This window comes from Calothrix sp. FACHB-168 (assembly GCF_963889195.1).
Classification (GTDB): Bacteria; Cyanobacteriota; Cyanobacteriia; order Cyanobacteriales; family Nostocaceae; genus Aulosira; species Aulosira anomala_A.
In genome coordinates this window covers 18,653-41,762 of sequence record NZ_CAWPNJ010000049.1, presented here as the reverse complement: position 1 = coordinate 41,762, position 23,110 = coordinate 18,653, and the positions used below count along the sequence as shown (strand labels likewise).

Below are 23,110 nucleotides of genomic sequence, written 5' to 3'. Positions count from 1 at the left end.
AACTCAGTTTATTCATGAAAAATCCATGACTCAAACTCACCAGCAATCAAATTTACCTCAGCATATTGGCTTATCATTGTCAGGAGGTGGTTATCGGGCAGCAGGATTTCATTTAGGATTATTATCTTATTTAAATCGCGTCAATTTATTGCAGCAAGTGAGAATGATATCTACCGTCTCTGGGGGAACATTTACAGGGGCAAAATACACTTTATCTTTAGTTGCTGGGCAAACATTTCCAGAATTTTATCAAGAATATTATGCCTTGCTCAAAAATACCAAACTAGTAAAATTAGCTTTAAATAAGCTTAATAGAAAAGAAATCAACATACCCTCATCAAGAACTGACTTAATTACTGCTAGCGCTCAAGTTTATGCAGAAAAATTCTTCAAAGATGCTGATGGTAAACCCTACCGCTTTGGGCATATTCTTAATGCTAACATTCCTCTCCAAGAAGTCATTTTTAACGCTACAGAATTTCGCAGTGGATTAGCTTTTAGGTTTCAGCGTAGTGCTAACCCTAAAGCCAGAATTGGTAATGGCAATATATCAATAGATCGGTCTGATGCTGAAGATATTAGAGTTGCTGATATTGTTGCTGCTTCTTCTTGTTTCCCTGGTGGTTTTGAACCTTTAGCCTTTCCCGGAGATTTTAATTGGTCAGATAGCCAAGCATTAAATAATATTAAAAAAACAGTAGCTAAAACACTTCCAAAAGTGGATTTAAAACAACCAATAGCAGATGAAAACCCACTTGCATCAGATGAAGAATTAGCAACGGTAGATAGCAATATACCAATAATTTCTGGTCAAAAAGATACAGATATTGCTTTGATGGATGGAGGAATTTACGATAATCAGGGAATTGAAAGTTTATGGCTAGCTGAAAAACGCAGTGAGGTGAAGCTGGATTTATTTATTATTTCTGATGTCGATCAAAGACCGGGTAGTTTATATTCTTTTCCCGCCCCTTTTAAAGTGAGTCCGCTAACTTTAAAAGCAATTGATTGGATTTCAAAAATACTAATTGGCTTTTGTGCTTTTACATTGGTAACAATTGGTTATGAATTTATTAAAGACTATATCAATGGTCAATTTATTTGGCTAGATTTTTTCCTATATATTATCCCCATTTTACTTGCAGCTACAACCGCTTCTATCTTAGTCTGGAGTCGCAATATTATTAAAAAGCGAATTCTCCCTTTAATCCCCCAAGTTGGCATTCTTGCATGGAAAGATTTAAAAAATCTCACAGTTAATCAAGTAGTTAATGGGATTTATTTACGTTTAAGTTCTTTACAAGCAATGGCTGGCTCCGTATTTATGCAACGTATTCGCAGTCTTGGCTTTAGGTTTATTTATCAACAATATGATGAAACAACTCGCCAAAAATTAATTTCTAACCTGATTTATGAACTAAGAACAGGTAGCCAATTAACTCAATTACCAGGAGTCGAACCACCATCATCGGCAATTCTCAAAATTATTGATGCTGCTGCAAGTATGCCGACTACACTTTGGTTTATGGAAGATAACGAACTAGATAATTTGCTGATTGCCGGACAAGTTACTACTTGTTATAACTTAATGGTTTATATTACTCGCAAGCATGGCGATCAACCTAATTCCTATCCTCAAGATATTCGTAAATTGTGGAATAATTTAGTTATTGATTGGCAGAATTTCTCTTCTAATCCTAAAGTATTATCTTAAATTTTTATCCCAAATTAAAGTATATTTAGGGTTGGCAATGCCCACAAAATCTAAATTTTAGTGGACATTGCCTACATTTATTGGGAGCATCCCAAATGTGCAAAAACGCCCTCACCCTATAAGGGTGGGGCTAGAAATACGAAGCCTGCCTACCCTTCGGGAACGTCTTCGACGAACGCAGGCTAAAAGTTTGATAGCCTGCGAAGGCAGGCTTTGTTGGTATAGCAATACCCTTCTAGGGTATTGCGTCAAAATTGGGATGCTCCCCATTTATTCATTTGTTATACCAAGCTTTTCGCCACTGTTTCATCTGCTGAATTTCTGTATCTTGTGCTTTAATAATTGCTTGAGCTAAGTTTTTAATTTCCGCTCGCTGAGATTTTTGTAAAGCATCTTGAGCCATAGTTACGGCTCCTTCATGATGCGGAATCATTGCATTAATGAAGCGTAGGTCAAATTCTGTATCAGCATTACCTAAGTCCATATTCATCATCATCGCTTGCATTTGCTCAGATGACATTTCCATCATCTTACCCTTCTGAGAATTATAAGCCATCGGTTTATCCCCAGCTTTGGGATACCAAGCTGTGCGCCAGCTTTTCATCTGAGTAATTTCTTGATTCTGTGCTTTAATAATTTCGTCTGCTAGCTTTTTAATTTCTGGGCGTTTTGATTTTTGCTGCGCTTCCTGAGCCATGAGAACTGCGCCTTGGTGGTGAGGAATCATTCCATCAATAAAGCGCAAATCATAGTTGGCATCAGCCGGGCCTAAATCCATAGCCATGCTATGATCCATCCCAGCATGTTGGTGACTTTGGTGCTTGTCGCTAGCATCAGTAGCCAGATTTGGCGCTTGGCTTTGAGAAGTACTGGTAGTACAGGCTGTTAATAGGCTACCAGATACAGAGGCGATCGCTATTAAAGTAAATGCCAAAACGCTATTTTTCCGAGTAGGCAGTTGCATAAAGATAATTTCAATAGGTTCCTAATTTCATTAAGCAATCTCTAGTCGAGTGGAGAGTCAAGCTTTTGAGTAATTGATTTTTTCCTTAGATAAAACAATTCCCCAGATAATGCCATAAAAACTGACTTCTACACTCCCATACATAGTTTTACAGGCAAAAATGAAATCAGGATGAAATTACATCTTTTTATTGATGATTTAGGCAATAAAAGCAGCAATATAGTTCAACGAATCGCCCAATCGGGTGAAAATAAAATATTAATCAGGAAATTCCGTGTCCTCAAGTGTAAATAATATATGCAAACCAAGCGGAAGTCAACAGTCAACAGTCAACAGTCAACATTCAACATTCAACAGTCAACAAGTTAATAAATCAAGGCTTGTGACTGTTTTAAATAGTAGCTTTATTTACGCTTTGTTGTCCAAGAATAATTTTGTAGTCAGGGTTTTAGTGATGAATTACAGCATTACTAAGATTCTGACTACAAATTAATCAAAATTTAGTGCTAATTTTTAATCATTAGCTATCACTTCCTTCTTGGGATGATAATCAGCACAATTATTTGCTTCTTTAGTCAACGCTATTCCAGGCTGTACAGCGCATTTCAAATAGTGATTTCTCGCAAAGTAATGGCATTTTATACAGGGTAAGTTAGCACAATCATTCATTGGTTCAGTTAGCTTATTCTCAGATAATAACTTTAGTTTTTTTGTGCAAATTATGAAGATTCCACCCCAAAAAACTATAAAAGCCAGAAAACTTCCTGACTGGGCTATTAATGCGTCATTGAACACAAAATTATCAGTTTTTACAGGTTGAGTTTGAACCTTGTTAAAGGGACTTTGCTCGGAGAATATATCTATATCAGGGGACTTATGCCATACTTCTCTAAATTGCATATAAATTGTTCTCGGTTATATTTATATAATTGTTAAACAGATATTTTTGTATTGACTAATACGGGAAATTAAATGTGTCAGACTTCGCTAATTAAAGAAAAATTAGGCGTTGCATTCATATTTGATTTTTATACATATCATTGGGTGGATTATTACTGTTGTAATGCTCCTCAATATTGCGATGTTAACTTACATGCAACATCTAACACACCCTAGAAATACTGAATTTTTCATTTTCTCCAATTAGATATTAGTTCAAGTGGAAAATCTCCGCTCAATACATGTTGGTAAATCAGGGATAAATCTCAAATTATGCAAACGCAGATTTGTCTATTTAGCAGAGGCAATTAAGTTAAAAGCCTTATAATACATATAACTAATAAAAAATTATTTTCACTCCACCAATAGAGTTGGCTATTCAGATTTATAGTCTACCCTAAGCAATAAATCCTGATTGGAGCTAGCAATTGTCTAAAATTTATATACAAGCAATTATCGTGCAAGCATCAGTTGAATTAGCGCAATCTTGGCATGTGGGGTGATGTTGATGCTCTTACCCAAAAATTGCGATCGCGGATCTTCGCTGTAGTATGTAGTTACAGTTTCTCACCTACTGCGATCGCTGGCAACAAAAAACAATACTTCCTAACTAACAGATTTTATAACCGTTATCTAGCAAGGTTTTTAGGCAAACAATAAAAATGTGCTAGTTTCATTTGTTACAAGAGTAGTTGAATACTTTTGACTCTTGACTTCCCCCTCCTGGGGCGCTCACATATTGATTAAAAGTATTTATACTGAGTTGTTAAGTTTTTAATAAACATCCTATTTTAGCAATAAGACGAAAAAATAAGTTTATTACTCTGCGTAACTAGGCTGAGTTTGTATAGCCTACTCTTATAGGCTATAGGTGCATATCAGATAGTTAGTCTTAGTTGAGATTTTTTGAAGATATCCTATATAATACTACGATATATCTACCAAATTAACGTAGTTTAGTGACACGATCTTTAACTCTAGCCAGTTATTGCTTGTGTCAGTTTTTTATCGTCAAATACTAAGCATCCTAAATTTATGTTGAGCTAAATTTCAGCTTATCTAAAATTGTTGCTAATTAATTTACGTCAGCCATTGTACTGACATAAAGGGTTGTATCTATCTTCAAAAAAGGAAAAATTCATGGCGCAAATTCATCAAGCAAATTCTGAAAAACACAAACTAAAGTTTGGTTTTTTCCAGATTCCCCCAGCGCTGAAATCTGCAAATGTTTGCTGTTTTGTCATTGGAGAAAGTGTATCTTTTTTTGGTTCTTGGATGACACAATTTGCTTTAGTATGGATGGTTTATCAACTAACTAATTCAGCAGTATTAGTGGGTATTGCTGGATTTACCAATCAAGCAACAGGCTTAGTACTTACACCGATAGTAGGAGTTTTATTAGATCGTTGGAACCTCAGATATGTTTTACTCGCGACTCAGTTAGTATCTATTATTTTATCCGGTGCGTTAACTTATTTGAGTCTGACTGGGGAAATTAACTTTATTTGGATTTTGGTAATTGGGATACTGCAAGGAATTGTCAAAGCTTTTGATTTACCTGCTCGCTTAATAGCTATCCCCCGAATTGTCGATAATAAAGCTGATACTTATAGCGCAATTTCTATTCATTCTTTCTTAATTAATACAGCTAAATTTATCAGTCCTATGGTTGGGGGATTATTACTGGCGAAAGTAGGCGCAGCATCCTGCTTTTTGGTTGATAGCGTTAGCTATTTCCCCTTTATTTCCGCAATTTTAACCGTGCGAATTAAGTCATTCGCTAACAACGACTCCACTAAAAAACCGCATATTTGGCAGAATTTAAAAGAGGGTTTTGTATATACTTATGAATTTTTACCTATTAAATATGTATTAATGATGCAAGTCATAATTTGTTTTATGATTATGACTTATGTTAACTTGATGCCAATTTTCACCACTGATATTTTGAATGGTAATGCCGAAACTATGGGTTATATTATGACAGCTTCGGCATTAGGTTCGATAGTTGCTGGACTTTTTTTAATACTCAGAAGGAAAGTTACTGGCTTAGAGAAAGTTGTGGCTAACTCTACTTTGATTTTAGGTTTAAGTCTGATATTCTTTTCACGTTCTGCTAATTTAGAACTTTGTCTCATCTTAATTTTTATTGTTGGCATGACTAATACCTTGAGTTTAATTGCTATTAGCAATTTTATTCAATTAATCATTGTTGATGAAAATAAACGAGGTAGAGTTACAAGTATATTCACAACAGGCTTTTTAGGGATATTACCTTTTGGTAATTTATTCTTTGGAGGTTTGGCAGGTCACATTGGTGTAGCAAATGCTTTATTATTTGGAGGTGTTTGTTGTTCTTTCAGCGCGTTGTATTTTGCAAGAAAGCTACCAGAAATTAAAAAGATAGTATGCCCTATTTATAAGCAAACTGGGTTAATATCTACATCAAATTAATCAGTCATACCCCTAAGTTTCTTTAGGGGTATGAGAATTTTCATTTTTTAATTGTGTTCTGTGGTTTCTGAATGAGAAATTCTTGAGTGTTCAAACAACCTAGACAGGCGTGGTAAAGCTATAAAAATTCCTGCTAAAACCAGTAAAAATACAGCAATACTCAAAAGTTGATCGCGGGGAATTTCCAGTACACCACGCAAAATCACTTCTCTTAAAGCAGAAACAATCGTAATTTCTACTGCGGCGGCTACAGATATACTCTGTGCTTCTATATAGTCAATTAAGAGGCGGAAGAGTTCGACAAGAATTAAAATAAAGAGGATATCAGATGTTACTTGTCTTAAATCTAAAGGACGGACAAAAGAAGAGAACATATCTACTAGGCGAATCAGCATGACGCAAAATAAGCCTAAGCAGAGAAACACAATTATGAAATCTTGAAAAAATTCCAGATTGCGCACAATTTTATCTCGCTGAAAATAATTATTTAAATCTGCTAATACTTTTTTTACCATAAAATTCCGAAGACTCTTAAATTGTCGATAGCCATTATCATAGGCGTTTAACTATTTAGCGGTGGTAAATATATATTCATTTATCACTCCTATAAATGGCGCAAAAAGCACATATTTATCAGCAATATGTTTTTATACAATTTCTCTGTGATGATGCACTTAATATTTATAAATGAACCGCCAAGTACGCCAAGTACGCCAAGAAATAGAGAGGTAATAATTTATTGCAAGTTTATAGAAAATTGATATTAGGGCATTAGTATGTTACGCAACAACAGATTTTAAATTTAAATGTATTAACTGATTTCAAAAAAATGATTTACGATCAAGCAGAATTTGATTTACGCTGTGAGTGGGGTGTACAAGGTGTTACTCAACTTGCACCTATTAGTGATGTAATTATCATTGTCGATGTACTATCTTTTTCGACTGCGACAGAAATTGCTACTAAGAATGGCGCAATTATATATCCCTATCAATGGAGAGATGATTCCGCAATTAATTATGCTAAGTCTGTTAATGGGGAATTAGCAAAAAGTAGGATGTCGCAAGCAGGTTATTCTCTTTCTCCTGCATCTTTAACTAAAATTCCGACAGGAAGTAGATTAGTTATACCTTCTCCTAATGGTTCGACTCTCACATTACTCACAGGTAAAACACCAACAATAGCTGGTTGTTTACGGAATTGTGAAGCAGTGGCAAAATTTGCGCAGAAATATGGCTCTAAAATTGCTGTAATTCCTGCTGGGGAAAAGTGGGAGGATGGTACGCTAAGACCGGCTTTTGAAGATTTAATTGGTGTAGGAGCAATTTTGAGTTTTTTAAATGGTAGTTTTTCTCCAGAGGCTGAAAGTGCTTTAGCAGTATTTCAGACTTTTAGAAATGAGTTGTTAGGATACTTGAAAAAATCTAGTTCAGGGAAAGAATTAATTGCTAAAGGTTATGAGTTAGATGTGGAATTAGCAGCAGTTTTTAATATTAGTGATTGCGTACCTTTGTTAACTGAAAATGCTTATGTTAATAGATATATTTTATAGTGTTTTTCAACTTATTAAGGTATAATAGTAAGGTCACGGCAGCGCTCATACGTATCAACTTAAGTTAAAAATAGCCTCTGTCTTAGCTTTGTCACCGCTTTGTCACCCGCCTGAGAATGAATTCTCAGGCTAATAGCCCAAGTCTACTAAAGTAGACTCAAGATTGGGAGCATCCCAAATGTGCAAAAACGCCCTCACCCTATAAGGGTGGGGCTAGAAATACGAAGCCTGCCTACCCTTCGGGAACGTCTTCGACGAACGCAGGCTATCAAACTTTTAGCAAAAGAAGGCAGGCTTTGTTGGTATAGCAATACCCTTGTAGGGTATTGCGTCAAAATTGGGATGCTCCCCAAGATTTGGAGTATATTTAGTCATCTTTAGATGACTTTGGCTATTAGCAAGGAACTTCAGTTCCTTGCGGTAGCTGGGTTTTGCGTTAAGTTGACATTTGTCTCCCTTGTCTCCCTTCTACCATTTACCTGTGTCATCTTCTTGTTGTAAGCCAATATACTGTCGCCTTCTCCAAGCATAATGCAAAATATTAATGCCGAATTCTTGAGCGGTTCTAATAGCTACTCTGGGTAAATTCAATTCTCTATCTAATCCCCAAGCGCTGGCTAAATCACCAATTACTAATATGATTCCGCCACCAATTAACAGGCGAATGAAGTTTTGATTGACATTGGGTAAAGCTGCAAATAAGAAGGGTTTGGTGCGTAAAGGATGACTTCTTTGTAGTTCTTCTAAAGGTTTTAAGGGATTTTCTAGTTGCTGGGCTAAGGCGTGGGTACTGTCAATTAAGGCATTGGCATTTTGCGGCGCATCTACTAAAAGTATGCCACCAAAATTTAAATAATTTTTCAGTGATTCAAATTCAATACTGTTAAAAGATAGTGCTTCCTGTCCTGTTAAATAAAGTAAGTCGTAGTCTTGAATATTTTCGCCTAAAGATACTTGTCCTGGTTCATCAATTCCCCGTAAAGATGGGTAGAGATGTTCGATAGATTGAAGTAAATAAGCAAGGTTGAAAAAGTTGCGGGCGCATTCAGAATCGCTATGATTTACTTGCGCGATCGCAATATTTGTTTGTGGTCTTGCTTGGGCGTGGCGGCGATAGCGTAAATCAATGTTTTGGTAACCAGGAAAGAAGACATCGGCAGGTTGGGTAATGGTGTTTTGTCCTGGTTGTAAGAGGATGCGACAAAGTTCGATTTCGTGACTTTCTAGGTGAGAATTTTTTTGGTCTATACGATATGTTTCTTGAACAATATCTCTTGATTGTCCGCGTCGTAATTCGTCTGGATCTAAGTAACTGATGACTAAGTAAATCGGAATTGGTTCGGTAATAACTAATTCTAAATCAAGCGAAAAGTCGTATGCTTTGGGGACTACAATTAAGTTTCCGGCTACATCGATGGCGATTCCTGGTTGAATTTGTACCCAGCGTCCATCTCGATATTTTGCTTCTACTTGGCGCGGTGCGGGAATGACGCGCACGCCTAAACCGCAGACTATTCCTGGTTGGTTTAAGCATTGATAGTGGGTGTTTTGTCGTAGTCGGTGGTATTCATGGGCTTTACTCCAACGTTCGGCATTTATTAATAGCCCATCGGAGGCTTGTAGGCGTTCAAAGGATTTGATGGTTGGTGGGGGGAATGGGTGTGTCATATTGGTAACTAACCGCGAAGGCGCAAAGAACACGAAGAAGATAGAAAGGAGATCAAAGATTTTAAGAAGAGTGAGAAAGATAAATTTTTATTTTTATGTAATTGGGTTTTCAATAAATAGTTCATAGGTGCAGAAGGCGGGTTTTTCTTGTTCGATAATTGTTCTGATTAATTGTTCGTTGATGAGTTGAGTGGTGTGGGTTTTGCGTAAGTTGACTACGAAATGATATGCTTGTCCGCCTGCTAAGACGGCGCTGCCGATGTGGGCATCACCTAAGATGAAGCTGGGGCCAAATGGTTCTGTAATACTAATATGTTTATCGCGTTCGTTGGGGATATCTTCGTCTAGGGGTAAACCTGTATAAAGGTGGAGGTAAAGACGCAATCCTTTGCGGGTTCCTCGCCAACGATAAATTTCAACTGCACGGCGAATTAAACGACGTTGTTGATTGAGATCCCAAACAGAATCTACTTGCCAAGCTACCCAATGGGCTAAGAATGGAAGTAAGGCTTTTGGTGCTGTTAAGGGGTCGATGTTTGCCCACATAACGTTGAAGCTATCAACTGCTGGTTGATAAGCTTGTTCAAATATTTTGATGAAGCGCCCAATGAAGTCAATTTCGCGATAGAGAACGGGCAAAAATTCCATGTAGAAACTGTAGGGGCGAATATATAAATTAAATATTTCGCTGTGTTGAATTTGCTCTCTTTCTGTACCGGGGTCAATATTAACTACTACTAAACAGTGAAAGTTAAGTGTTAATTTGTCTTTTTTCCCTGGGGAAATTGCTTCTTGGTCTTCAAAAAATGTGGCGGGAACGGTGAAATATAATACTGCATCCATCTGTCCGCCTGGGGGAATTTCTCTACCTTCTGTACCAATTTGGCACCATTGGGAAGGAAATTCACCTTCTACTTTTAAACCCAACCTTAAGGGACGTTCTTCTAGGTTTTTGATATGGACAATCATCTCGCTGGGTTGTCCGGGATGCAAAAGCAAGTTATATGCTGTTGCATTCATACCTTCTGGCCCTGCAAATGATAAACCCGCCCCAGGTATGGCTTCGGGTATTTGCATGGGGGTAAGTTTAATTTCTACGGCTGGGCTATGTCTGCTTTGAACCATAAGCTTTTGTTTTAGCGAGTACTAATTTGGATGTCATGACTGGAACGCAGATTAGCGTCAAACCAAGAACAAATTAAGCCTTGGGTTCCTGGATCGATGATTTGTTCTGGTGATGGTTGTCTTCTCCAGGTGTCTCCTTGTTTGCGGATGGGAAATAGTAGAACTGGGCCTAAATAACGCACGCCTGGGGTTTGTTGCATTAAGGCGATGATGTCTGAGGTATAAACCGGTCGCCCAAAAGGCCAGCCTTTACCTTCAATGCCTCCGGTAAGAGGATTTAAATATTTATACATAGCAATTCTTAAGTTGCGGAGGATTTCGGCGCTGGCTAAGGGGTTTTCATAAGCGGGTTCGAGGATGACTTCTGTTTGCACGGAGACGCCAACATAGTCTGGTTCTAAGAGTCTAATTTGTACTCCTAATAACTTTCTATCGTCTAAGTATTGTAAAATTTGCTCTTGCAGGGCGGGGCTGAGGGCAAATTGTGTGGGTTTGATACCTTCTATCAGGTTATCTGTATTGGCTTGGGGGACTACGAGTAAACTGACTGTACCTGCTTGGCTATTAGCAAGGGCGGGTAAACAACGCACGCGGGCGATCGCACCTGCACCGGCTTGTTGAGTTAATACCTCAAAGTCTTCTGCTGTGACGGCGCGATCGCGTGTGCGCAAAATTCTTGGTGCTTTAATCACCGCCTGTTCTAAAGATTCGGCATCCGCACCGTTAATTGCAGGTTTGTAATTTGTGACACTGGTTACATAGGGGACAGCCGACTTTAAAAACTGTAGCGAACCTACTTGTACGTTACCTTCTTTTCCTCCCCCTGTGCGGTAAGCGAGAATTCTAACTTCTGCACCTTTGGGGGGAACGGCTCCGTATTGATGCTCAAGGGCGTTTTCAATATCACTGGGTTGAGCTATGGTTTCATCTAGTCTTGGTTGTTGAATCCGCGATCGCACTTTTGTCTGGCGTTGGATTTGTCCCGGTTCGCGAATCAACGGCCCAAATTGCACCATACCTGTTAAGGAATCAATCACATAATGACGGTCTTGGGGTGTAGAATCGGCAAAATCTCTCACTTCTTGCCAATTTTGCGGTAAACCCCCAGGAGGCGCGACAATAATATATTCGTTTTCCCGGCGGGCTAAAACTGGCGGTGCTTGTAATTGAAAAGTTTGTCCGGGCTTACCGTTACTAATTCCTAAACGTTCTTCTTGCAGTAAAGTACTGTGACTCGCTCTCACTGTACCGCCAATTGACCGCACCCCTAAACCTGTAATTTTCGGCGGACGGCTGTAACCTGCTTGATTTTCTTCTGGGCTAGTATAGCGACAACGCAACCAACGTCCTCGGTATGTAGTAAAGATAGTTACAGGCCAAGATTGCGGTAAATGTAGGCGCACATCTGCACCTTGGGCGGGGTTTCCTCCTTGCTGGTTAATTTCGTAAAAACTAAATCCCCTGGTTTGGTCATCCGACTCTTTCATTAACACAGGTTGCCAATTTTGTCCATCCCAAGCTTCCCATGTGCGGGGGGGATGATTGGGGTCAATGCCTGTAGGTGTTGCGGCTGCCCCTTGGATCGTGACTTCAATCACGTTACCATCTAAAGGATCGTCGGAATTAATGACCAAATAAAAGCAATTTCCCGCTTGGGGTTGTTCGCTAAACACCGCTTGTTCTCCCCCAGTCCACAAACCATTAGACTGACGAGACCAAACATTTGCCAAGCGTTCTCGCGGAGATTGGGGGATATCTTCTACAGTTTGGGCGGTGAGAAAATGCTGTAATCGGGGTTTACCGATAATTAAAGGCGAATCTGTACTAAAAATAATTGCGGGTGTAGTTTCCGTGCGGATTGTGGAAACTTCCGTACCCGTAGGGATTGTATAAGCTTCAGGTAAATCAGAACTTAAATAAAAAGTTAATTCAGTATGGGCTGGTGCGGGGGGTTGGAGGCGAATCCCCAATAATTCTAAAAAAGCAACATAATTTTTTCTTGGTACTTGGTTAAACCGGAGTAACATTTGGTCAGTTAACCAAGCAAATAATTCAATCAGCGTAATTCCCGGATCGCTGAGGTTATGATCTGTCCATTCAGGACAGTAGCGCGGGATACGCATCATACATTCTTCGACTAAATCATCAAAAGTGCGATCGTCTAAATTGGAAGATGGTAATTGTGGTAAAAAATCGAATTTCATAAGGGCATGGGGCATGGGGCATGGGGCATGGGACTAGGAAGGGGACAAGGAGGACAAGGAGGACAAGGGGGATAAATGACCATTGACTATTGACTATTGACTATTGACTATTGACTATTGACCAATGACAAATGACTAATTATTCTTCTTCGTTAGGAGGTAATAAATAAAATGGATAAACAAAGTTGTTAATATCAGGATTGTCTTTAAGTCGATAAATAATATTGATGTTGACTCGACCGCGCACCGGATCGGGTTCGGTGATGACGCGATCTATCGTAATGCGGGGTTCCCAAACTTCTAAGGCTTCTAAAACATACAGGCGAATCTGGATGAGAGTGTCGTTGTTCATCGGTGCAAATGCTAATTCCGATAAACGCGAACCAAAATTAGGGCGATAAACTCTTTCGCCTACGCCAGTACGGAGAATAATCCAAATGGATTCTCTAACTTTTTCTTCTTCGCTGGTGAGTTGTATCCCTCCTTGCAAATTTAAGCGCAAGGGAAAAGCCCAACCAGTTCCTAAATAGTCTCGTGGTTGACCATAAACCATAGTTGCTATATGGCAGTGATATCTATACTTTCAAAGATATCGGTATGGCAGATTTAAGCCTATTCGCCAAAGGTCGAGATGAGGATAGGGGGTAGGGGGTAGCTAGACAGCTGCCTATTGTCAAACATGGCAATTTTTGCGCCAGCAATATACCTTTTTATTTGCGGAAAACACTAAAATGGGTGCGCGATTTACCTAAATGGGTAGGTGAAATAGTATTTTACCTGCGGAAAACACTAAAATGGGTGCGTGATTTACCGAAACGAGTAAGCGATAAGGCTTTTTAAGTAGGTGAAATGGTGTTTTACTTGCGGAAAACACAATAATGAGTAGGCGATATGGCTTAATGAGAAGGTGAAATGGCTTTTTGCTTACTGAAAATGGGAAAATGAGTACTTGATTGAGATAAATGAGAAAGCGATCGCCTTTTTTGTTTACACAAAATTTCAAAATGAGTCTTGAATATTTGTAAATCATAAAGCTGGCGCATTTTGCCCCGCAAGGAACTGAAGTTCCTTGCTCATAGCCAAAGTCATCTCAAGATGACTAAATATCCTCAAAATCTTTAGTCTACTTCAGTAGACTTGGACTATGAGCCTTGAGCGAAGTCGAAAGGCGGGCGACAAAGCTAAGAGTCAGGCTATTTTTAGCTTAAGTTGACACCAATACGGGACTTCCAAGAAATAAATTATCCAATCTTGTGGGGTGGGCATCTTGCCCACCTTTGACTATGGGCGGGCGAGACGCCCACCCCACAATAAATAGTTGTATATTTTTTTATTTGGAAGTCCCTACCCTACCCCCCAGCCTCTTAAGTCAACCTCCAATTAAAACAGTCGTTTCACCTTTGGTAATTTTATTGGGCGGGCCTAGTGCTTCTAAAACAGTGTCACCCAGGCGACAAGCGGGTAGTCCGTTAATTAATACTGTCTTACTTCCGTCAATGACTACACCAGGGCCGTGAGGAGGTACGGGTAAGGGTGTAGTACATTGATGAATATCTGCGCCAGGAATAGCAGATGCAGCCGCCGCAGAAATCATACTACCCATACTCGCCCCTAACGATGTTTTCAGGGTTTGTTCTGCTGAATAAGCGGCTGGTGCCCCTGGTGTTCCTGCCGCCGCCGCCGTTGCCGCTTCAGCTGTTTGAATAGCTACATCGGCTGCTTGTTTTGCAGACTGCAAAGCTGGAACCGCCGCAGCTGGTATTCCTCGCCAAGCTGGTAAATTGCCAATTAACACATCTTTACTACCAGGCCCCGGTGTCAGAACTGGCGGTAAGGGATGGGCTACAGAATCTGTAATTCTTGCTGCTGGTTTTCCTGGCATAATAACAATTCAAAATTCAAAATTCAAAATTCAAAATTCAAAATTACAGCAGTTTTCACCTATTTAAACCACATCTGTCGTAGGGGCACGGCACCGACAATCTTTTGGCACATAAAATAATTTTACTGGTGCCGTGCCCCTACAGTGTGGTCTATTTACAGGAAGATGCTGTAAGGACATTTTTTGTCGGGGATTTAACCCTTGAATGTACGATAAATTCTTTGCGCCTTTGCGTCTTGGCGTGAGTAAAAATATACGACTATTAATTCAACTTAATCAACGTACCTTTAACGGTTACAGTCATCCCGGCGGTAATCTCAATGTTACCTTTTGGTGCATTTAATGACAAGTCGCCTGTGGATTCTACGGTAATTTTTGCTTTGCCTTGATCGTCCATTTTAATTTTATGACCGCCGTTGGTTTGAATTTCAATACAGCGATCGCTATCGTTAAGATAAATTTTATGCCCGCCTTTGGTTTGGACGCGCACTCCGGCTTTACTGCTTCCTTGAGCTTCTTCGACAAATTGTAAGGTATGTCCTGTACGGGTTTTAACGGTGCGTAATCTAACTTTACCGCCGACAACTGTATCATTCACGCCTTCTGGTGGTGCGTCTTTACCATTCCAAACGCCGCCTAGTATATAGGGGCGATGAATATCACCATGTTCAAACCCGACTAATACCTCATCGTTGATTTCTGGTAAACAATCAAACCCCCGTTGATTTCCTGCGCCCGCAGCTACGATTCGCGCCCAGTGGCTAGCATGTTCTTCTGTGAGGGTGGGGAATTTAACTTTTACTCTCCCCAATCCTTTGGGATCTTTGTTGTCGGTAACAATTCCGACTAAGAAGGTTTGTCCGGGTTGGAGACGGGTTTGACTGGAAAGAGTGGTAAATAAGTTACCCGCCCGCAATCCGCGAATGCTAAATTCTGTGGTGTAAATGCGCTGGGTGTAGAAATGCCGAGTTTCGGTGACATAATATTTACCACTATAGCGTTTACCCAAACCTTCAATTTCAATTACTTTTCCCGGCCTAACTTTGGGATTACCTACGGCTTTTGCATCTGCGTAGACAAATTCTCCGCCAAGTTCATCGCACAAAGCTTGCGCCATTTTTTGGGCTTGGTTAGGGGTAGCAATGGGTTGATCGACTACTGTCATTTTCGGCGCTTTTAAGTTGGCGAACTTGGTACTACTACTGCTACCTTTATTATTGCCTGTCTCCGTTATTACCTTTTCTGCTTTGGCTGTAGATGCGATCGCTTGTTTTTGAGTATAGTCCCAACCGCGCACTTCTACAGAACTCACCTGTTCTGCGCTGGTAACGCGGGTACTAAATTTACTAATATCAACCAGCCATTTTAGTTTTATCGATTCCTGGCTTTCTGGTTTGCGAAAATATAATTTATTATTCTGAATAAATAACTCAAAACCTATTCTCGCCGCCCTTTCGCGCAAGAATTCCATATTAGTTTGGTTTTCTTGAAAGACATATTCATGAACTTCTCCACTGGGTTCTATTTTCTCAATTCCTATTCCCGCTTCTGAAGCTATGTCTTTAACAATATCGCTATCAGTTTTATTTAAAAATGAGCGATTATAACGACCTCTATGGAGACGATGGGAGATATCGTAACCGCGTATAATCATGTGGGCTTCCGATTTTTCATTGAAGTGAACTTCCATTGCTGTAATTTCTGCTTCAATTAAATAATCATCTAATTTTTTCTGAAAATTCCCGTCTTGCGTCGTACTAGAAGTAAATCCTATTTTAATTTTTTTACCAATTTCAAAGAGATTTTCATGTCGCCAAGGTTTATATTCTGCACGGTCAACCGTGGGCATATAACTATTATGCACAACCAGCGTAAACATCGCTGGTAAATGTAAACTTTCTTCTACAGTAATTTGTAATAAATCTTTCATTAATTCAGGAGAAGCGGCTTGTCCTCCTAATTCTATTTTTGGTTGGCTTAAATAGAGAGTTGGATCAGGCATAATTTGTCATTTGTCTTTTTTTTTCGTTTTACTCCGATCAACAGCAAGTTAGATTAATTTGTTCATATGCGGGAATCTTTGGCGCGATCTGAGCCTGTAGAAGCTGATTGTCTGTTACCGGGGAGGTTGTTTTTATCTACTTCTTGTAAGGCGATATCTACCATTGCTCTGACTGGTGTACCATCGGTGAGAAACATGGTTAAATTGTATGTTAGACTAGTAATTACACAGTAAAAATATTCGGTTCCCCAGGTAAAAATGTACACTGGCGGGCGTTTGTCGGGATTTCCTTCAATAGTTTCTACTCCTTTTTTGATAATATTAATATGTTCATCTATGACTGATTTTTTGGTTTCATAAGTATCAAAAAGTAATTGTTTTAAAGTAAATTTAAAAGGCTCGACACCAGAAAAGTTAACTTTAGGTAAAAGCGTAGTTCCTCTATTACCTGGATCGCTTTTCCAGCTAACAGTACGTGTAAAACTGATTTCTGTGGGATTAAACATAACTTCTATATCTGGCGCTTCGCCGTTATAACCCACAAGTTTAGCTTTTTGCAGTTGGGGATTGCGTTTGGTGGGAATGAAAATTGATGGATTAGCCATTTTAATTTTTCTCCTTCTTTGGGGTGACTTTGAGATAAAATTTACCAAGGTAAGCGTCCTAAATAGATACCTTGACGCTCTCGCTCAACTTCTATTTTTTGGCGCAATCTGTTATATATTTCATAGGCTAAAGCTTCCAAATTTGCAGATTCATCAGCTTCAGGATTAGCTACAGATGGATTTTGGATTGTTTGAGTAACTGGTGGTATATCTGTAGCTATATCAGGCGCTTTTACTTCACCACCATTAGCAAAGCCTTGGGGAGATAGACGTTTAGTAAATACCTGTGGTGATGTTGATGATGATTGAGAACTTTGAGAATCTGAAGAATTTTGCCAATTAGATTCTCCTTCATTATTTAAGTTAAAAAATGTAAATGGATCGTTACTTCCATTCAGCAATTCTTCTACAGTTGACCATTGGTTAGGAGTCTCATAAGCTGTGTTATCATTACCGCTTGGTTTGCGGAATATTAATGTTGGTAGGGAGTAATGGGGTGAGGGTGGATTTGCTGCTGTAGCTTGACGATTTACATGATTCAGCTGCAAAGAATTATGTGGAGACAACCTTTGCTGACTAATTTCTGTTCCCAAGTCAGCAGGATGACGCTGTAATGAAGTGTCGTCAAAAGAATCGACTTTAGTCGGATTTTCTGGAGTAGGTATTTCTAAACTGGGAAGAATTATATCTTCTGCTACACCACCTGTATTAATATGCCGGAGTATGTGAAGATTTTTTTGAGCATCGTTAGCGTTAACCACAAACTCCCCAGGTGTGAGCATAGCAGGTACAGTATCCGAAGATGCTATGTGTGGCTTCTCTACTGAGGAATGCGTGACTTGTCCCCCTGTGGCGTAACCTTGAGGTGCTGGTATATTATCTAGGTTTTGTGTCTGATTTTTGGTAAGGTTAAATTGAGTAAATTTAGATGCTATATTTGCATCTACTTCTGTATTTTCACTGAAAATAGGTGGAGTCACACCAGTGGGAATATCTGTGTTGACTTGGCTATTATCTAACGCTGAAACCTGACTGACTGGCGCATCTGACAAATTTAGCGTCTGGGAAGCGAATGTTGGATTATCTGCAATTACTGGTGGAGTAGGAGTAAACTCGACGGGTGTATTGGGATTTTCCGATTTTCGCGCGATCGCATTTTCTGAAACATCCAAATTTACAAGATTATCCGCAATTACAGGGGGAATTGGGGTTAATTCCCCAGGTATATTGAGATTTTCTGATTTTCGCGCGATCGCATTTTCCCTCAAATCCACATTCACCGTTTGGGAAGCAACTGTTGGTTGATTGGGAATGATATTATCGGTGTCTATAGGTTCTTCCGTTACTTCCACCGGATTGAAGATTATAGGTGGAGTTGGTGTTAACTCAACGGGGATATTGGGATTTTCCGTTTGGCGCGCGATCGCATTTTCTGAAACATCCAAATTTACAAGATTATCCGCAATTACAGGGGGAATTGGGGTTAATTCCCCAGTTATATTGAGATTTTCTGATTTTCGCGCGATCGCATTTTCCCTCAAATCCACATTCACCGGTTGAGAAGCAACTGTTGGTTGATTGGGAATGATATTATCGGTGTCTGTTGGTTGCTCTGTCACTTCCACCGGATTGAAGATTACAGGTGGTGTTGGCGTTAACTCAACAGGTATATTCGGATTTTCTGATTTTTGTGCGATCGCATTTTCTGAGACATCCAAATGTACAAGTTTATCTGCAATTACAGGTGGAGTTGGTGCTAATTCCAAAGGAATATTGGGATTTTCCGATTTTCGCGCGAGCGCATTTTCTGAAACATCCAAATTCACCGATTGGGAAGCAACTGTTGGTTGATGGGGAATGATATTATCGGTGTTTATTGCTTCCTCTGTCACTGCCACCGGATTGAAAATTACAGGTGGAGTGGGAGTTAAATCGACGGGTATATTGGGATTTTCTGTTTGGCGCGCGATCGCATTTTCCCTCAAATCCACATTCACCGCTTGGGAAGTAACTGTTGGTTGATGGGGAATGATATTATCGGTGTTTATTGCTTCCTCTGTCACTTCCACCGGATTGAAGATTACAGGTGGTGTTGGCGTTAACTCAACAGGTATATTCGGATTTTCTGATTTTTGCGCGATCGCATTTTCCCTAACATCCAAATGTACAAGTTTATCTGCAATTACAGGTATATTCAGATTTTCTGATTTTTGCGCGATCGCATTTTCTGAAACATCTACATTCACCGCTTGGGAAGTAACTGTTGGTTGATGGGGAATGATATTATCGGTGTTTATTGCTTCCTCTGTCACTGCCACCGGATTGAAGATTACAGGTGGTGTTGGCGTTAACTCAACAGGTATATTCGGATTTTCTGATTTTTGTGCGATCGCATTTTCCCTAACATCCAAATTCACCGCTTGGGAAGCAACTGTTGGTTGATGGGGAATGATATTATCGCTGTTTATTGCTTGCTGTGTTACTTCCACCGGATTGAAGATTACAGGTGGTGTTGGCGTTAACTCTACGGGTAAATGAGGATTTTCTGTTTGGCGCGCGATCGCATTTTCTGACACATCCAAATTTACTGAATTATCCGCAATTACAGGGATATTGGGATTTTCTTTTTGGCGCGCGCTCGCATTTTCTGACACATTCAAATTTACCGCTTGGGAAGCAACTATTGGTTGGTTTGCAATAATATTATCTGTGTCAAATTCCCTATGAATTACAACTTTCTCTATTTCTGTGTCTGTTTGTTCCTCCGTCACTTCCACCGGATTGAAGATTACAGGTGGAGTTGGTGTAAACTCAACAGGTATATTGCTAGAAATATCAGATTTTCGTGCAATTATATTTTCTGATATATCTGATAAATCAACCGCTTGTGAAGCGACTATTGGCTGTTCGGAAATTATATTATCCGCGTTTGATTTTCTTTCAATTAAAACTACTCCTTCCCTATCTACTGCTTGGTTTGCGATAAACTTGGCAGAATTATCAGCCTCTTGCTGTTGGGGAATTTGGCGAATATTAATATCCGATGAGACTGTATTTTTAACAGCGTTTTCAATATTATTTTCTGTTGTTGGAGTCTGAAACCCTTGATTTATGGGAGTTTGCGACGTTGTATGTTCTGGCGATCGCGTTAGATTATCAGATATATTTTCATCATGAAAATTCACATTACTAGCAGCAGCATCAGTAAATCCTGATGTTTCCTCACTAATTAAATTTTCTCCTAAAGGCGAATCTAAAAATATAGTATTGGGAATTGTGCTGGCTGTATCTCTATCATTATTATTATCTGTGAATTTAGGTGCTTGATTATTTTCTAAATTTATAGCTGTACTTGCAGCATCATCTACTGCACTCAAGTTAATTTGCTGATCCTGCTTGTTACCTTTATCCTTAACCGATGATTTAGCTTTTTTCGTCGTTTTAGGTTTAGCTTTTGATTTTTCTTGTTTACTAGAACTTTTTTGAGATTTTTTAGAATTAGACTGAGCTTGATGATTTAAGTCTAACGGATTATTATCTATATTTTGACTATCTAAACTATTGCTAACTTCTTCATTAATATCAGCATTATCAAAATCAATAAAAGTAACCCCAGTATTAATATAATCCGGTTCAGCAGCATCATGATTATCTATTATCGGTTCGCTGAAAGTGGGATTTTCTGGAGATAGTAAAAATTGTGAAGCTGTAACTAATGGTAAATGATTTCCTATAGGCTTAATTGCACTGCTTTGTCCAGGCACAGAACTAGACTCTTTTCGCGCTAAAAGGCTATACTTTTGACCTAGAGGCTTTTTTACCCCTAGTCCAATTAATGGGATTCTATTTACCAAGTATCGCGGTGCATTTAAAGATAGCTGAGAAGGGCTGTCATTAGTCATTAGTCATTTGTCTTTGGTAAGAGTTTCCAGATTATTGATATTGTTTAATATAGTTGGATGTAATTACCGATTTACTTAATATTGGTTGAATAACAGGCATGATTTCCATAGAAAAATTGCCAATTAATTAGACAAGAAAAATCCTGATTTTTTCTCCCTAGTTTGCGGATTACCGCCTCCATTAGATTTACCTAATTGCAAACCTTCATAAGCTAAAGTTAATTCTTCTATTGCGACTGCATTACCATCTGCTTGTAAATTTGGGGTTTTCCAAGCAATGGGAATTGCACCAATTAAAGTCCAACTCATCATAGTTTCACCAGCTTGATTAAAAACCAGAATATTGACATTACGCCGCTTCGTAGAATTTTCATCAAACATGGCATTAATCCAGTTCCAAAAACCAGGGTTATCGGTAATTCCACGTTTTAAAGTAACATCAGAAAATTCAGCATGTCCTAAATAAATTCTTTGCTGATCGTTGACACCTCCTTCCATAAAAACATTTTTCTTGATTTGTAAACTTAAACCAGAGCATTCTGTAAAAGACGCAGCAATCGTACTATCTATTTCTAAATAGAAGTGATTGGTAGTGACATACTTTAATTCGTGAGTAACATTGCCGTTATTATTACCTTCAGGCATTACAACCACCTTTGATGAGTATAGTTACTAAATCTTTCCTGTTGACAACGCAAGTCTGTCAGTAAAAGTTCATACACACGATCCGTCAGCTTATTTAACAGCAATGAATCTTTAAGATACTTATCAGCCGCTTTAGCCGCCTGTTTGCCGTTAGAAGTGATGGGTACACCCCCATAAGCAACAGAACCCCCAACCTCGCCCACAGGTGTAAAAAAAGTTTGCTTGTCTTGGGAATCCATACTAAAAATCAAAAATCTATCCTAAAATCAAGGCTAAAGGTACTGCCGCAGAATCAACATTAGCCAAAAGTCGAACTTGAGTTACACCAAATTAGACTTTGGCAGAATAGTTTGAGAAATGCGATCGCAGTATCCTAGATATTCATATTGGTAAAAAATTTGCTTGCTGCTAGGGCATTAGGAGAAAATTATGAAAGAACGGATATTAGCCCAGCGTCAGAAGACTAATAATACAGCTATTCCACCCATTTCCATACCTACACTCAAGCAAGCAAAACGTGGCTTTGGTTCCCAATCTGCTGAAACTACACCTCAAGCCTTGACTCAGGTACAACGCCAAAGTCAACCATTAACCCATGATATTAGCCGCATCTCCCTGCGTCCTCAAGCTAAACTAACAGTTAGTCAGCCTAACGATATGTACGAACAGGAAGCAGATAGAGTTGCACAGCAGGTAATGCAAAACATGAGTCAACCTGCAAATCAGCAGTCGATTCAACGGGAAGCAATGCCACAAGAAGATGAAGAACAATTGCAAGCCAAATCTCTCGCAAATTCTATCACTCCCCTAGTGCAACGAGAAGAAATGCCAGAAGAAGATGAAGAGCAATTGCAAGCAAAATCTCTCGCAAATTCTATAACTCCCCTACAACGGGAAGAAATGCCAGAAGAAGATCAAGAATTACAAGCCAAATCTCTGACAAATTCTATAACTCCCCTACAACGGGAAGAAATGCCAGAAGAAGATCAAGAATTACAAGCCAAATCTACTGGAAGTGGAATAGACACCTCATCAAATCTAGAAAGTTCTATTCAACAAGCACGCGGAAGCGGACAAAACCTTGGCGATGATGTCAGACAACCGATGGAGCAAGCATTTGGTTATGATTTCAGTAGTGTTAAAATCCACAACGATTCTAACTCAGACCAAATGAACAAATCAATTCAAGCACGCGCCTTCACCACCGGACAAGATATTTTCTTCCGTCAAGGTGAATATAAACCAGGAAGCCAATCAGGTCAAGAATTACTGGCGCACGAATTAACCCACGTTGTTCAGCAAAATCATTGAAATTGTTGATGGTTGACGGTTGACGGTTGACGGTTGACTATTGACTATTGACTATTGACTATTGACTATTGACTATTGACTATTGACTCTTGACTCTTGACTCTTGACTATTGACTATTGACTATTGACTAAGAAAAAAATCC

At 39.2% G+C, this 23,110-nt stretch carries 18 protein-coding genes; 5 read left to right on the top strand and 13 right to left on the bottom strand.

Translation table 11 applies throughout. From position 1 onward, the window contains the following. Positions 1–25 precede the first annotated feature (25 nt). Positions 26–1,714 (top strand): patatin-like phospholipase family protein, encoded by a 1,689-nt coding sequence (locus AACW45_RS26945; RefSeq protein WP_190636066.1) that lies wholly within the window; start codon positions 26–28, stop codon positions 1,712–1,714. Positions 1,715–1,988: 274 nt separating this feature from the next. On the opposite strand, the gene AACW45_RS26940 is transcribed toward AACW45_RS26945, so the two are convergent. Next, positions 1,989–2,678 carry a DUF305 domain-containing protein gene (locus AACW45_RS26940; protein ID WP_190636065.1) on the bottom strand — a complete coding sequence of 230 codons (690 nt, stop codon included), beginning with the start codon at positions 2,676–2,678 and terminating at the stop codon, positions 1,989–1,991. A 513-nt stretch (positions 2,679–3,191) separates the two neighbouring features. Further along, positions 3,192–3,578, bottom strand: a complete 387-nt coding sequence (locus AACW45_RS26935) for a hypothetical protein (RefSeq protein ID WP_190692866.1) — start codon at positions 3,576–3,578, stop codon at positions 3,192–3,194. Between the two features lie 531 nt (positions 3,579–4,109). On the opposite strand from AACW45_RS26935, the gene AACW45_RS26930 reads away from it, so the two are divergent. Both AACW45_RS26930 and AACW45_RS26925 read left to right on the top strand, forming a co-directional pair. Next, on the top strand, positions 4,110–4,277 hold the full coding sequence (locus AACW45_RS26930) for a hypothetical protein (RefSeq protein WP_190636064.1): 168 nt from the start codon (positions 4,110–4,112) through the stop codon (positions 4,275–4,277). Between the two features lie 480 nt (positions 4,278–4,757). Further along, the gene (locus AACW45_RS26925) at positions 4,758–6,071 is read left to right on the top strand and encodes an MFS transporter (protein WP_190636063.1); all 1,314 of its coding nucleotides are present in this window, start codon (positions 4,758–4,760) and stop codon (positions 6,069–6,071) included. A gap of 47 nt (positions 6,072–6,118) precedes the next feature. Here the strand turns inward: AACW45_RS26925 and AACW45_RS26920 are convergent, their stop codons facing one another. Then, on the bottom strand, positions 6,119–6,586 hold the full coding sequence (locus tag AACW45_RS26920; protein ID WP_190636061.1) for a phosphate-starvation-inducible PsiE family protein: 468 nt from the start codon (positions 6,584–6,586) through the stop codon (positions 6,119–6,121). A gap of 314 nt (positions 6,587–6,900) precedes the next feature. Here AACW45_RS26920 and AACW45_RS26915 point away from each other — a divergent pair, with 314 nt between their 5' ends. Further along, positions 6,901–7,623, top strand: a complete 723-nt coding sequence (locus tag AACW45_RS26915) for a 2-phosphosulfolactate phosphatase (RefSeq protein WP_190636059.1) — start codon at positions 6,901–6,903, stop codon at positions 7,621–7,623. A 468-nt stretch (positions 7,624–8,091) separates the two neighbouring features. Here the strand turns inward: AACW45_RS26915 and AACW45_RS26910 are convergent, their stop codons facing one another. The 10 genes from AACW45_RS26910 to AACW45_RS26865 all read right to left on the bottom strand — a co-directional run bounded on the left by AACW45_RS26910 (position 8,092) and on the right by AACW45_RS26865 (position 21,907). Beyond that, the gene (locus AACW45_RS26910) at positions 8,092–9,291 is read right to left on the bottom strand and encodes a DUF4159 domain-containing protein (RefSeq protein WP_190636057.1); all 1,200 of its coding nucleotides are present in this window, start codon (positions 9,289–9,291) and stop codon (positions 8,092–8,094) included. 93 nt (positions 9,292–9,384) lie between these two features. After that, entirely contained in the window at positions 9,385–10,416 is a 1,032-nt protein-coding gene (locus AACW45_RS26905) for a phage tail protein (RefSeq protein ID WP_190636056.1), read from the bottom strand. A gap of 11 nt (positions 10,417–10,427) precedes the next feature. Then, a complete protein-coding gene (locus AACW45_RS26900; RefSeq protein ID WP_306415009.1) occupies positions 10,428–12,635 on the bottom strand; it encodes a putative baseplate assembly protein in 2,208 nt (735 codons plus the stop codon). A 124-nt stretch (positions 12,636–12,759) separates the two neighbouring features. Further along, positions 12,760–13,173 (bottom strand): GPW/gp25 family protein, encoded by a 414-nt coding sequence (locus AACW45_RS26895; RefSeq protein ID WP_190636054.1) that lies wholly within the window; start codon positions 13,171–13,173, stop codon positions 12,760–12,762. Between the two features lie 816 nt (positions 13,174–13,989). After that, positions 13,990–14,502 (bottom strand): PAAR domain-containing protein, encoded by a 513-nt coding sequence (locus AACW45_RS26890; RefSeq protein ID WP_190545346.1) that lies wholly within the window; start codon positions 14,500–14,502, stop codon positions 13,990–13,992. A gap of 262 nt (positions 14,503–14,764) precedes the next feature. Then, positions 14,765–16,504, bottom strand: a complete 1,740-nt coding sequence (locus AACW45_RS26885) for a VgrG-related protein (protein ID WP_190636052.1) — start codon at positions 16,502–16,504, stop codon at positions 14,765–14,767. Between the two features lie 62 nt (positions 16,505–16,566). Then, positions 16,567–17,109: a CIS tube protein gene (locus AACW45_RS26880; RefSeq protein ID WP_190636050.1), complete on the bottom strand. Its 543-nt coding sequence runs from the start codon at positions 17,107–17,109 to the stop codon at positions 16,567–16,569. A gap of 41 nt (positions 17,110–17,150) precedes the next feature. Next, on the bottom strand, positions 17,151–21,011 hold the full coding sequence (locus AACW45_RS26875; protein WP_190636048.1) for a hypothetical protein: 3,861 nt from the start codon (positions 21,009–21,011) through the stop codon (positions 17,151–17,153). Positions 21,012–21,134: 123 nt separating this feature from the next. Continuing rightward, complete coding sequence (locus AACW45_RS26870) at positions 21,135–21,656, bottom strand: phage tail protein (protein WP_190545354.1); 522 nt, start codon at positions 21,654–21,656, stop codon at positions 21,135–21,137. Then, positions 21,656–21,907, bottom strand: a complete 252-nt coding sequence (locus AACW45_RS26865; RefSeq protein WP_242045774.1) for a hypothetical protein — start codon at positions 21,905–21,907, stop codon at positions 21,656–21,658. Before AACW45_RS26865 ends, AACW45_RS26870 begins: the two co-directional genes overlap by 1 nt. A gap of 178 nt (positions 21,908–22,085) precedes the next feature. Between AACW45_RS26865 and AACW45_RS26860 the strand changes: the two genes are divergently transcribed. Next, positions 22,086–22,967: an eCIS core domain-containing protein gene (locus tag AACW45_RS26860; RefSeq protein ID WP_199331243.1), complete on the top strand. Its 882-nt coding sequence runs from the start codon at positions 22,086–22,088 to the stop codon at positions 22,965–22,967. Positions 22,968–23,110: the final 143 nt, after the last annotated feature.